We start from the raw sequence: 12338 nt of genomic DNA, 5'->3' as shown, positions 1-12338 counted from the left end.
CCTGAATTACTTCACGCCCCACTTGTTCTGTAATTCAGCCATTCGCTCATTGTAGTTACGGGCTATACACGCTGGCTTATCCTGCTCTTTCCAGCATTCGTTACGCCCTTTCACCCAGCCGCGTTGCTCTGCTTTAAGCGTCGGGTTATTACTCGATTTCACCAGCGCCTGCTTGTAGGCCCCGTACAATGCCAAATCCATGGCTGAGAGCGAAGGACTATGACAGATAACCTCTTCGATACTGCCCTTTGCTACCGCAGAACAGGAAAAAGAAGGCCCGTTGCTGGTCGATTTCTTTGCCCCTGAAAAGTCGATATTGTCTTCAGGCAGGCAAATCCCGTGCTTACGATTAGGCCCGGTCCAGGAAACGTCCGGATTCCCGTCATCTTTACGGGAGATAGACACGGTATTGTTACCGCTTTTTGCTTCCCAGTAATTTTCATTGAAGGCCTTTACCGTCGCCTTAGTGCCATCAATCCAGATATTGCCTTTACCATCACTATTCACACCACCAATACTTGCGCAGCTGAAATTGAATGCCATCGGCGAGGCCGCCATCGACGTCACTGGCGTAAGAACGAGTGCTAACATCATTAATCTGGTCATTTTTAACCTTTTCATAATCTCATTCCGCGAAAAATTAACCGCATTAACATCATGGAGATATGAGAATTCTCCGAGTAAACATTTCGTCGCTCAATAGCAATTTATTACCGACAGAAATTAAACTGTCGCCGAATCACGACACTTGTAAGTTATTAAAATTAAATAAAAAAATGCCTCTTGTCTCACCTCATTTTTAGGCGTACATTAGCGCCGTCTGGAGCATAAAAGCTCAGAATTCTGAGGTGATGCAGACAAGCAAACGAAGGGAATTCTCCATTTCGTTTACGCGTGCATCAGCTCTCTGTCAGGTTAGCATATGTTCATTTAGACGTACCTCAGGTACGCGGAGAGATGAAAAGTGAAATATTTCTTTATGGGCATTTCTTTTATGGTCATCGTTTGGGCCGGTACTTTCGCCCTGATGATCTAAATTAAAAGACGCAGCAAAAAAAACAGGAGCCTGATGGCTCCTGTTTGCTTTTGGGGAAACGTGTTGTTAGTCGGTACTTTCAGTGGCCGATTTTGCACTGGCAGGCAGTAAGCCATCGGCGCGGAACATTGCTTTGATGCCACGGATCGCCTGGCGGGTACGGTCGCGGTTTTCAATTAACGCAAAGCGCACGTGCGTATCACCATAATCACCAAAACCAATCCCCGGCGAAACGCATACCTTCGCCTCGTTCAGCAGTTTCTTGGCAAATTCAAGTGATCCCATCGCGGCGTATTGCTCTGGGATTTTCGCCCAAACGTACATCGAGGCCTTGGGCATCTCGACCATCCACCCGGCTTCATGCAGCCCCTTAACCAGCACATCTCGACGACGTTTATATTGCTCAGCAATATCCCGCACGCACTGCTGATCGCCTTCCAGCGCGGCGATTGCTGCAACCTGCAACGGAGTAAAGGTTCCGTAATCGTGATAGCTCTTAATTCGAGCCAGCGCGTTCACCAGCGTTTTGTTACCTACCATAAAACCGATACGCCAGCCCGCCATGTTGTAGCTTTTCGATAGGGTGAAAAACTCCACCGCGACATCACGAGCGCCCGGTACCTCCATAATCGACGGCGCTTTCCAGCCATCGTAGACGATATCGGCATAGGCCAGGTCATGAACCACCAGCACGTCATAGCGTTTAGCCAGGGCCACAACTTTTTCGAAGAACTCCAGCTCGACGCACTGCGCAGTCGGGTTGGAAGGAAAACCTAAGATCATCATCTTCGGTTTCGGGTAGCTTTCGCGAATCGCGCGCTCCAGCTCATTAAAGAAATCGACGCCTTCGACCAGCGGCACTGAGCGTACCTGCGCGCCGGCAATCACCGCGCCATAAATATGGATCGGATAACTCGGGTTCGGTACGAGGACCGTATCGCCGTGATCCAGCGTGGCCAGCATCAGGTGCGCCAATCCTTCTTTCGAGCCAATCGTCACAATCGCTTCGGATTCCGGATCGATCTCAACGTCATAGCGTTCCTGGTACCAACGGGAAATCGCCCGACGCAGACGCGGAATGCCGCGCGAGGTGGAGTAACCGTGCGTATCCGGGCGCTGCGCCACGGTACAGAGTTTTTCGACAATGTGAGGAGGCGTGGCCCCATCCGGGTTCCCCATGCTGAAATCGATAATATCTTCGCCGCGCCGACGCGCAGCCATCTTCAGTTCAGCAGTAATGTTAAAAACGTAAGGGGGAAGGCGATCAATACGCGTAAAGCGACGTTCAGGGCGGGAGTCAGCCATAATATCCTCAGATTAACGTTAGCGCCCGGACCGTCCGAGCGACGCTGCCACGATGGTGGCACGTTTAGAAAATAGCCTGAATAATTTCCTTCTGTCGAGAGGCAAAACAAAATATTTTTTATTGAGATAAAAGAGGAATAGCCAGAAAAAATGAGGAAATAAAATTTTTCACACTCCGCTTAAAATTACCACTATTTAACATTTTATTGTTAAACATATTACTTTGCGCGCTCCGTTGATAGGACAGGCATTGTAAATACAACAATCATGCAACAATCCCCTTTTAATATTAAGGTTTTTCCCCATTAGCCACAGGCTGCGCGGGTGCTGGTCATCCAGCCTCAGGTTACCTATCATAGAGGTTTAACCCTTGCGCAAGAGTCACCCGTGCACGAAATATTCAATATGCTGCTGGCGGTATTCGACCGGGCAGCGCTGATGCTGTTCTGTCTGTTTTTCCTGATTCGTATCCGCCTGTTTCGCGAACTGTTGCACAAGTCAGCCCACTCCCCGAAAGAGCTGCTCGCCGTTACCGCGATTTTCTCAATGTTTGCCCTGTTCAGTACCTGGTCCGGCGTACCGGTAGAAGGCTCACTGGTTAACGTACGTATTATCGCCGTCATGTCAGGGGGAATTCTGTTCGGTCCCTGGGTCGGTATCATTACAGGCCTGATCGCGGGCACCCACCGCTACCTGATCGACATCGGCGGCGTAACCGCCCTGCCCTGCTTTATCACCAGCATTCTGGCAGGCTGCATTGCCGGCTGGATCAACCGTAGGATCCCCAAAGCGCAGCACTGGCGTGCGGGTATTTTAGGCGGAATGCTGTGCGAATCTCTGACCATGATCCTCGTCGTCGCCTGGGCACCCACCACCGAACTGGGGCTGGATATCGTCTCGAAAATCGGCATCCCAATGATTCTGGGTAGTGTCTGCATTGGTTTTATCGTCATGCTGGTGCAAAGCGTGGAAGGCGAGAAAGAAGCCAGCGCCGCGAAGCAGGCTAAGCTGGCTCTGGATATCGCCAACAAAACTCTGCCGCTTTTTCGCCAGGTCAATAGCGAATCGCTTCGCCAGGTGTGCGAAATTATTCGCCATGATATCCATGCTGATGCCGTCGCTATTACCAACACCCAGCACGTGCTGGCCTACGTTGGCGTGGGTGAACTTAACTACCGCGATAATGATGATTTCGTCAGTCCGACTACGCAACAGGCGATCAATTACGGAAAAATCATCATTAAAAACAATGATGAAGCGCACCGTACGCCGGAAATACACTCCATGCTGGTGATTCCGCTTTGGGAGAAAGGTGTTGTCACCGGTACGCTAAAAATCTACTACTGTCACGCCCATCAGATAACCTCCTCACTACAAGAAATGGCCATCGGCCTGTCGCAAATTATCTCGACTCAGCTGGAAGTCTCCCGGGCGGAGCAGCTACGCGAAATGGCAAATAAGGCAGAGCTACGTGCGCTACAAAGTAAAATAAATCCCCATTTCCTGTTTAACGCCCTGAACGCAATTTCATCGTCGGTACGACTGAATCCAGACACAGCGCGCCAGCTGATTTTTAATTTATCGCGCTATCTTCGCTATAATATTGAATTAAAAGACGATGAGCAGATCGACATCAAAAAAGAGCTGTATCAAATCAAGGATTACATCGCCATCGAACAGGCCCGTTTTGGCGACAAGCTGACGGTTATTTATGATATCGATGAAGAGGTAAGCTGTTATATTCCCAGCCTGCTGATTCAGCCGCTGGTAGAGAACGCTATCGTCCATGGGATTCAGCCCTGCAAAGGAAAAGGGGTGGTCACCATCAGCGTTGCGGAGTGCGGTAATCGGGTACGGATTGCCGTGCGGGATACGGGCCACGGCATCGATCCAAAAGTGATTGAACGGGTCGAATCCAATGAAATGCCGGGCAATAAAATTGGTCTGTTGAATGTGCATCATCGCGTTAAGCTGCTCTACGGCGAGGGCCTCCATATCCGCCGTCTGGAGCCAGGCACTGAGATTGCCTTTTATGTGCCTAATCAGCACTCGCCCGCAGCCGCACCGGCCACATTGTTGCTTTAACCAGGAGTGAAGTCGTGAAAGTCATCATTGTTGAAGATGAATTCCTGGCCCAACAGGAACTTAGCTGGCTGATAAAAGAGCACAGCCAGATGGAGATTGTCGGCACATTTGACGACGGTCTGGACGTGCTGAAATATCTCCAGCACAACCGCGTTGACGCCATTTTTCTGGATATCAATATTCCCTCGCTGGATGGCGTCCTGTTGGCGCAAAACATCAGCCAGTTCGCGCACAAGCCCTTTATTGTCTTTATTACCGCGTGGAAAGAGCACGCTGTTGAAGCCTTTGAACTGGAGGCCTTTGACTACATCCTGAAGCCGTATCAGGAATCACGCATCGTCGGCATGCTGCAAAAGCTGGAAGCCGCCTGGCAGCAACAGCAAACGGGAACCTCGCCCGCCAGTCCGGTGGCTCGCGAAAACGATACGATCAATCTGATTAAAGATGAGCGGATCATCGTGACCCCGATCAACGACATCTACTACGCAGAAGCCCATGAAAAGATGACGTTTGTCTACACCCGGCGCGAATCGTACGTGATGCCAATGAACATCACTGAATTTTGCAGCAAATTGCCTGCTTCGCATTTCTTCCGCTGCCACCGCTCGTTCTGTGTGAATCTGAATAAAATCCGCGAGATCGAACCCTGGTTTAACAACACCTACATTTTGCGCTTAAAAGATCTGGAATTTGAAATCCCGGTGAGTCGGAGTAAAGTGAAAGAGTTCAGGCAGTTAATGCACTTATAGCGCAGAGAAAGAGCGATGAAAGAGCCAGGCCTCCCCGCAGACCAACAGTTTTTCGCCGATCTGTTCAGCGGACTGGTATTGAACCCACAGCGTCTTGGCCGCGTGTGGTTCGCGACCCAGCCCACCACGTTACCGTCCGGCAGTTTGTGTATTGACCTTCCGCGCCTCGATATCGTGCTGCGTGGCGAATACAGTAATCAACTGGAAAAACAGCAGCATAGCCTGCCAGAAGGCGACATGCTGTTTATCCCGGCGAAAGCGGCGAATTTGCCCGGCAGCGATAAACCCGTGATGCTACTGAGTCTGGTGTTTTCCCCGGCCTGGCTGGGGCTCTCTTTTTACGATAATCGAACGGCATCGCTGTTACGTCCGACCCGCCGTATTGAGTTACCACATCCGCAGCGCGGCGAAGGTGAGGCGATGCTCACCGCATTAACCCATTTAAGCCGCTCTCCTCAGGCCCAGGATATTATTCAGCCGCTGGTGCTTAGCCTGCTGCATCTGTGTCGTAGCGTGGTGAATACCCGCCCTGACACAGAGCGTCCGCGCGCTGAATTTCTCTATCACAGTATGTGTAACTGGGTGCAGGATAACTATGCCCAACCGCTGACCCGGGAAAGCGTAGCGCAGTTTTTTAATATCACGCCCAACCACCTGTCAAAAGTGTTTGCCCAGCACAGCACCATGGGGTTCGTCGAGTACCTGCGGTGGGTCAGAATGGCGAAGGCGCGCATCATCTTACAGAAATACCATCTGTCGATTAGCGAAGTCGCACAGCGGTGCGGGTATCAGGACAGTAATTATTTCTGCCGCCTGTTCCGGCGTCAGTTTGGCCTGACACCGGGAGAGTACAGCGTACGTTTTCAGTCAGCACGTTAAGTGAGACAACACCAACAGGTTAGTAATATCCGTTTGCATCGTTGTAAAATAACGGCATGTAGCTCCCCCTGCAGGCTTACTCAATAAAGTGAATATGCGATGAAAAACAGACGTGCACTCTCCCTGATGTGTTTTCAGATGCTGGAATCAGGTGCGGATCGTCAGACCGTGAAAAGAGCCCTTACCTCCCGCCGTGTTAAAGCTCGCCAGGCGGTGGTTCTGCTCTGTAAGCAAGAAATGACGCTCTTAAGAGCCGGGAAACTGCCGGTGCCAAACGCGCCACATTGATGATGTCGCTTTCCGGTCGCGTTCATCCAGCCTGCAACCAGATCGTCGCAGGCTGGAGAGCGCTCTTTCAGTGAAGCTTAAAACGTCAGTTCCGCCTCCAGCAACGCGAGAATACTGTCGGCATTTTCAGCGGCAAACAACGACTGGCGGAACGGCTTGTTCACCAGCTTACGCGCCAGCTGCGAGAAGACCTTCACGTGGTTAATGCCTTCATCAGCCCCCAGCGTCAGCATGATAACCAGTTCCACTTCGCCCATCTCTGACTGCCAGTCAACGGGATAAGCAAGCCGGGCAATACTGATGCTGGAATGGCGGATCCACTGGGACTTAGTGTGCGGAATAGCCACACCAAAACCGACAGCAGTGGTGACTATCTCTTCGCGCTGCCAGATATCTTCCTCCAGCTCAAACGGATGTTCAGTTCGCCCATTAACACCAAGATTGCCGCACAGAAACTGAATCACCTGCTCTTTGTTACTCAGAGATTCACCAACAAAGATGTTCTCCCGCGCCAGCAGCGGACGCACGTCTTTCTGCGGTGCAAACTGGTTGAGCAGATCTTCTATCTCTTGAGCGCTACGGCACTCACAGGCCCGTATGGCGAGTTCACGGCATGCCTGGCCCTCCAGTTGACGAAGCTGACTTTTCACCGCCGGAATACGTGGACTGCTCATGCTCAGCTCGTCGAGTCCTAAGCCCAGTAGCAGCGGTAAATAGCGTCCTTCGCCCCCCAGTTCGCCGCAAATGCCCACCCATTTACTGCGTTCGTGCGCCACGCGGACAATCTGCTGCAACATTCGCAGGAACGACGGCGTAATCGGGTTGTACAACGGCGAAACGCGCGGGTTATTACGATCGACGGCGTACAGGTACTGGGTCATGTCGTTTGAACCAATACTGAAGAAATCCACCTCATCGCAGAAATGGTCGATGATGTAACACACCGACGGCACTTCAACCATAATCCCCAATGAAATTGTCGGAGCATGGCGTAAACCGTCGGCTTTCAGTGCCACCAGCGCTTTTTGCAGTTCGCTTTTTACCCACAAAATCTGGTCAAGGCTGTGCACCATTGGGATCATCAGTTGCGCATTGCCGAAGGTTGCCGCACGTAAGATGGCGCGCAGCTGCGTGCGAAACAGTCCGGCAAACTCTGGATAAATTCGCACCGCGCGGTAGCCCAGGAACGGATTCTCTTCCTGCGGAATATTAAGGTAACGGATATTTTTATCCCCACCAATATCCATGGTGCGAAAGATAACCGGCTTGTCGCCCGCGGCCAATAAGACCTGCTGGTAGGCTTCAAACTGTTCCTGCTCGTCGGGAGCGCTGTCGCGGTCCATAAACAGCATTTCAGTACGAAACAGCCCAATCCCTTCCGCGCCATTGGCAAACGCCCCCGGCGCTTCCAGCGCGGTACCGATATTCGCTGCAACGTCAATACGCTGATTATCTTTGGTCAGCGCGGGCTGGGCGGCATCCAGCGCCTGCCGCCGCTGGCATTCATCGGCCAGCTTCTGCGCAATCGCGTAATAACCGCGAACCGCATCGTCTGGATTGATGGCCAGTACCCCACAGCGGGCATCCAGTACCGCATGCTGGCCTGCATAGCGGCTAATGGCCTCCAGCGGCAAGCCGCTAAGCACCGGAATAGCCGACGCGCGAGCAAGGATCAGGGTGTGCGATGTGCGCCCTGTTTTCTCCAGGATCATGCCTGACAGATGCTGCAAATTGAGGCTTAAAAACTGGCTGGGCGTCAAATCCTCAGCGACCAGAATCGTCGGCTTATTCAGCACCAGCGCATTGCGCGGACGTCTTTCAGGCCAGGTGATGTGCAGCAGTTGTTCGCTGATATCACGGATATCGCTAACGCGCTCGCGCAGGTAATCGCTACCGGAGGCCGACAGCTTGTCGCACACCTGCTCCATATTGGCGATAATCGCCGCCCCTAACCCCAGATGCTGCTCCCGCATTAAGCGACGAATATTCCCGGCAAACTCGTCGTCCTGAATCAGAGACAGATGGGCGCTGAGGATGGTTTTACTCTCACCCTCACGCTCGCGCAGTTGCTGATTGAGCTGTTCGGCAAGCGTCGCCAGACTATGCTCCAGCCGGGTATTGTCTTCCGCACTCGGCGCAATCGCGCGATAACTTTCCAGATTATCGCTCTGCCAAAGCGTGAGCGAACCTGCCCCCACGCCTCCTGCCAGCACGGTGCCATAAAGAAGGTCTGGGTTGAGGCGAATCAGCGAACGTGGCAACGGATGTGCCGCCAGTTCCGCTGGCGTCGGCTGAACGCTGTCGCTGTCAATAAACCGGTGCAGGAGGTACTCCTCCAGCGCTCGTCGGGCCTGTTCTTCATCGCGACCGGTGATGGTTAAGCTACAACTGTCATTAAACAGCGTCCCGGTGCCAATCAGCGCCAGCGAACTTTTCGCATCAGCCCTGGCGTTCTGGCGATGGTTAAGAAATATCACCTCACTTTGCCACTGGCTGCACTGCTCTTTCAGCTCCCACGCCGGACGCGCATGCAGGCCATTGGGTAGCGGGCAAAGAAATTGAATCGTTAGCATAACAACTCCTGATTAGCGCGAAATCAGCACCTGAAATCCGTCAGATGAACCACGGTTTCGCACGTAAGATGTGAAAGAAGAGCCGACAACAACTGCTGCGTCTGGATGATGTCACGGCAGTCGGCAATCGACGCCGCGCAGTGTCCATGCCGCGTAGCTGGCCCCATGACAACCGTGGGGCTCCCCGTACCGCTTACGTGCACCGCCCCGCCGTCAGTGCCGCCGTTACTGAACATGTCAATCTGCAGGGTAATACCCGCATCAGTGGCCACGCTTTCAACCCACGCCGTCAGCTTTGGCGAGGCAATCAGCGATTTATCGCTTAACACCAGCATCGGGCCATTACCAATCTGCCGATGGTTGGCCGCACCATGATCAAAGTTTTTGGCCCAGCAGGCGGTATCCAGCACGATCGCCACATCCGGGGCGACCGCGCGTGCTGCCGTTTGTCCTCCGCGCAGTCCCACTTCTTCACTGGAACTGGCTACCAGCCAGACCTCGCATGGGAGAATGGCGTTATGCCATTCGCGCAGCAGCGCCACCAGCAAATAACATCCAAGTCGATCATCAAAGGCTTTGCCCATGACTCGCTGGTGCGGCAAAACCTGAAACGTCGTGTCAAAGGTGACGCGATCGCCAGGGCGTACGCCGGCCTGAAGTACCTCGTCATAAGACCGCGCGCCAATGTCCACCTGCAGCGCACTGACGTCATTACCGCTGCGCACTCCGTCGAGCAGACCGGGAATTTTGCTCTCTTCACGGGTAGTGATCCGCACCGGCTGCAATTGCCTGGCCGCCATACGCACATTTCCCACCGGCAATACATCGATCGCTCCTTCGCTGGAAATACTGCGCACGATAAATCCCACTTCATCCATATGTGCGCAGATCATTACCTTCGGACCGGTTGATTCATTCAGACGGATCAGCACCGATCCCAGGCCGTCAAAGCGCACCTCTTTATGCAGACGATCCGCCTCTTCAAGCAGGATCTGCCGCACTTCCTGTTCTGAAGAGGCGATCGCGTCCGCCTCGCTCAGCGCCTTCAGTAGCGATAAGTCCATTACGCCTCTCCCGTGTGTAACAATGTTTTCGCCATGGTGTAGAGCACCTCGCCGCCGTCTGGCGTAACCAGCACCACATCCTCAATACGCACGCCTCCCTGCCCCGGCAGATAAATACCTGGCTCAACGGTGAGCAGCATGCCAGCCGCCAGAGGCGTCGCGTCGGTGGGGGAAAAACGGGGATTTTCATGCACCTCAATGCCGATAGCGTGTCCGGTATTGTGACCAAACTCATCGCCATAACCCGCCAGCGTAATGACCCGCCTGGCTGCGGCGTCAACCTCATGGCAACGCCGACCAGGTCGAATTGCCGCCACCGCCGCACGCTGCGCCGCCAGAACAATCTGATACACGGAAAACAGCGGGCTTTCTTGCGCTGGCTGGTTTGCGTCTGGGATGCGAAAGGTTCTCGTCATATCCGAACAATAGCCCTGATACTGCGCGCCAAAATCCAGCGTGATGAACTCACCCGCCTCGACACGCTTGTCGCTGGCTTTACCGTGCGGCAGCGCGCCGCGCCAGCCGCTGGCGACAATGGTGTCAAAAGAGGGTTTGTCTGCACCGAGCGTACGCATGTACCACTCCAGTTCAGCGGCGATTTCGCGCTCACTGAAGCCGGGTTGAATAAAGCGGCGAATATGTTCAGCACTAAGGTCAGCTATCCGGCAGGCTTCGCGAATGCAGGCTATCTCCTGCGCCGTTTTTACCTGCCGGAGCACATCCGGCACGGCACTCACTAGTCGCGCAAGCAGTTTGCCCGACCATCCATTCACCGTATTCCAGCTTACCTGCTCGCCTTCAAATCCCACCGTCTGCAGCTTTTCGTCAGCAATAATGTGATTCACCCGTGAATACAGCGTCTGCGCGCCATCAAGTAGATGGATCTGATAGCCCTGAGTACGCGTAGCGACATCGGTGTAGTAACGGGCGTCGACCAGGATATGCGCGCTTTGATGGCTGATAAACACAAACCCTGAACCGCTGGAGATCCCCATATGCGGCTGTTTATTCTGCCGCGATGACAGCAGCACCGCATCGAGATGTTGCGCCGTTAGCCAGTCACGCAGCGAGGCAAGTAAGCTCATGGTCACAATCCTTTTAATCAGAGGCTTTCAATCAGCAATTTGCCTTTGCGGTACATCATGTTGCGCAGGAACACCACCATCAGCGCCGTAATCACCGCACCTAACAGGATCCCCGCCATATAGACGCCGAGGTTAGTGACCAGCGGCCATGCCCAGATAGCCGATTCCGGGAACCACTGCACCGCCCCCAGCCAGACGGCAGCTGTCGATCCGACAATAGCGCCAACCATATAGGATGGAATTGCCGTGATGGGGCTTTCCAGTGCAAACGGGATCGCCCCTTCGCTGATGCCCATAAACGCGAGGAACATTGCCGTTTTCCCTTGCGGGTAGAGCTGTGCGTTGAACAGGCGTTTGCCGGTTAAGCGCCGGTCGAGAAGCGTAGCCAACCCGAGGCCAATTGGAGGAATCACGATGGCAATAGAGCGTGCGGTTACCGGCAGAACGTGATCGGTAGTAAAGCTGAAGGCGACAAATCCTGCAGCTTTATTAATCGGACCGCCGAGGTCAATCGCCGTTGCCGCAGAAATCCCCATCGCGTACATCAGCGTGCCTTTCTCTCCAGCCGCCGTAAGCAGAGAACGAATTCCGCCGTTGATCCACCCGCCAAACGGCGTTATCACGTAATACATCGCCAACATGACGAAGATCGCGGAAAGAATGGGCAGTAAAAAGGTGGTTTTGAATGCCAGCAGGAAATCAGGCAACTGGATTTTTTGGTTCATCCACTTAACCAGATACCCGGCGACAATCGAGATAATCAGCGCGCCAATAAAGGTTGACGGGACGGGGGCACTGGTTGCCCATTGCAGCGTCGCTGGGTCAAAATTCAGTATCTGCGTGGGCTGAGTGGACATCAGTCCACCAATGAACCCCGCCGGAAACGCAAGCTTACCGCCGATAGAGTTGGCGACAAACGCGGCAAACATCGGAATAGCAAAACCAAACAGCACGCCGCCAAAAGATTGCGACAGCCAGGCAAACTTCAGTAATGAGAGATTAAAACCGCTGAATTTTCCGCTGTTCAGCGCATCCATGATGCCGGTGTCAGCAGGTATATCGAGCCAGCTATAGGCGATCAGTTGCGAGAAGGCGAGAATTACCCCGCCCATAATTAACGTCGGTACCATGCGCGAAATACCCGACATCACATGCTGCGGAAGTTCGCCCCAGAAGCTATTGTGGGAGGCCGGTGGATTTTTTATTGCCGCTGCCGCACCAGATGCGCCAGGCACAACGGTTGCACTGCGTTTTTTAATGGCCATACGTAATTC

At 53.4% G+C, this 12338-nt stretch carries 11 protein-coding genes; 5 read left to right on the top strand and 6 right to left on the bottom strand.

The annotated features are described in order from the left end of the window. Positions 1 to 6: 6 nt before the first annotated feature. Entirely contained in the window at positions 7 to 621 is a 615-nt protein-coding gene (locus HV037_RS07735) for a lysozyme inhibitor LprI family protein (RefSeq protein ID WP_103284081.1), read from the bottom strand. Between the two features lie 343 nt (positions 622 to 964). Here HV037_RS07735 and ypdK point away from each other — a divergent pair, with 343 nt between their 5' ends. Then, complete coding sequence (gene ypdK, locus HV037_RS07730; protein ID WP_010723117.1) at positions 965 to 1036, top strand: membrane protein YpdK; 72 nt, start codon at positions 965 to 967, stop codon at positions 1034 to 1036. Positions 1037 to 1102: 66 nt separating this feature from the next. On the opposite strand, the gene alaC is transcribed toward ypdK, so the two are convergent. Beyond that, positions 1103 to 2341, bottom strand: a complete 1239-nt coding sequence (gene alaC / locus HV037_RS07725) for an alanine transaminase (RefSeq protein WP_016153894.1) — start codon at positions 2339 to 2341, stop codon at positions 1103 to 1105. 387 nt (positions 2342 to 2728) lie between these two features. Between alaC and HV037_RS07720 the strand changes: the two genes are divergently transcribed. The 4 genes from HV037_RS07720 (at position 2729) to HV037_RS07705 (ending at position 6342) form a co-directional block, all read left to right on the top strand. Beyond that, positions 2729 to 4426 (top strand): sensor histidine kinase, encoded by a 1698-nt coding sequence (locus HV037_RS07720; protein WP_029139619.1) that lies wholly within the window; start codon positions 2729 to 2731, stop codon positions 4424 to 4426. A gap of 14 nt (positions 4427 to 4440) precedes the next feature. After that, positions 4441 to 5175: a two-component system response regulator YpdB gene (ypdB, locus tag HV037_RS07715; RefSeq protein ID WP_103284082.1), complete on the top strand. Its 735-nt coding sequence runs from the start codon at positions 4441 to 4443 to the stop codon at positions 5173 to 5175. Between the two features lie 15 nt (positions 5176 to 5190). Next, entirely contained in the window at positions 5191 to 6054 is an 864-nt protein-coding gene (locus HV037_RS07710) for an AraC family transcriptional regulator (RefSeq protein ID WP_103284083.1), read from the top strand. Between the two features lie 99 nt (positions 6055 to 6153). Beyond that, positions 6154 to 6342 (top strand): hypothetical protein, encoded by a 189-nt coding sequence (locus tag HV037_RS07705; RefSeq protein WP_032931709.1) that lies wholly within the window; start codon positions 6154 to 6156, stop codon positions 6340 to 6342. A 77-nt stretch (positions 6343 to 6419) separates the two neighbouring features. Here the strand turns inward: HV037_RS07705 and ptsP are convergent, their stop codons facing one another. Genes ptsP through HV037_RS07685 form a run of 4 tightly spaced genes read right to left on the bottom strand, consistent with a single transcriptional unit; the run spans position 6420 to position 12329 of the window. Beyond that, a complete protein-coding gene (ptsP, locus tag HV037_RS07700) occupies positions 6420 to 8915 on the bottom strand; it encodes a phosphoenolpyruvate--protein phosphotransferase (protein ID WP_103284084.1) in 2496 nt (831 codons plus the stop codon). Between the two features lie 23 nt (positions 8916 to 8938). Beyond that, positions 8939 to 9979, bottom strand: a complete 1041-nt coding sequence (gene ypdE, locus HV037_RS07695; RefSeq protein ID WP_103284085.1) for an aminopeptidase — start codon at positions 9977 to 9979, stop codon at positions 8939 to 8941. After that, positions 9979 to 11064: an aminopeptidase gene (gene ypdF, locus HV037_RS07690; protein WP_103284086.1), complete on the bottom strand. Its 1086-nt coding sequence runs from the start codon at positions 11062 to 11064 to the stop codon at positions 9979 to 9981. Before ypdF ends, ypdE begins: the two co-directional genes overlap by 1 nt. A 17-nt stretch (positions 11065 to 11081) precedes the next feature. Further along, positions 11082 to 12329: a PTS fructose transporter subunit IIC gene (locus HV037_RS07685; protein ID WP_016157076.1), complete on the bottom strand. Its 1248-nt coding sequence runs from the start codon at positions 12327 to 12329 to the stop codon at positions 11082 to 11084. Between the last annotated feature and the right edge of the window lie 9 nt (positions 12330 to 12338).

Origin of the sequence: Citrobacter sp. RHBSTW-00017, from assembly GCF_013797615.1 — a bacterium.
Classification (GTDB): domain Bacteria; phylum Pseudomonadota; class Gammaproteobacteria; order Enterobacterales; family Enterobacteriaceae; genus Citrobacter; species Citrobacter braakii.
This window is presented reverse-complemented; position numbering and strand designations above follow the sequence as displayed.

Bases quoted from the DNA above. Each gene is read 5' to 3' on its own strand.
- HV037_RS07685 (WP_016157076.1), bottom strand. From the start codon at position 12,329: ATGGCCATTAAAAAACGCAGTGCAACCGTTGTGCCTGGCGCATCTGGT.
- HV037_RS07735 (WP_103284081.1), bottom strand. From the start codon at position 621: ATGAAAAGGTTAAAAATGACCAGATTAATGATGTTAGCACTCGTTCTT.
- ypdF (WP_103284086.1), bottom strand. From the start codon at position 11,064: ATGAGCTTACTTGCCTCGCTGCGTGACTGGCTAACGGCGCAACATCTC.
- ypdE (WP_103284085.1), bottom strand. From the start codon at position 9,979: ATGGACTTATCGCTACTGAAGGCGCTGAGCGAGGCGGACGCGATCGCC.
- HV037_RS07710 (WP_103284083.1), top strand. From the start codon at position 5,191: ATGAAAGAGCCAGGCCTCCCCGCAGACCAACAGTTTTTCGCCGATCTG.
- ptsP (WP_103284084.1), bottom strand. From the start codon at position 8,915: ATGCTAACGATTCAATTTCTTTGCCCGCTACCCAATGGCCTGCATGCG.
- HV037_RS07705 (WP_032931709.1), top strand. From the start codon at position 6,154: ATGAAAAACAGACGTGCACTCTCCCTGATGTGTTTTCAGATGCTGGAA.
- alaC (WP_016153894.1), bottom strand. From the start codon at position 2,341: ATGGCTGACTCCCGCCCTGAACGTCGCTTTACGCGTATTGATCGCCTT.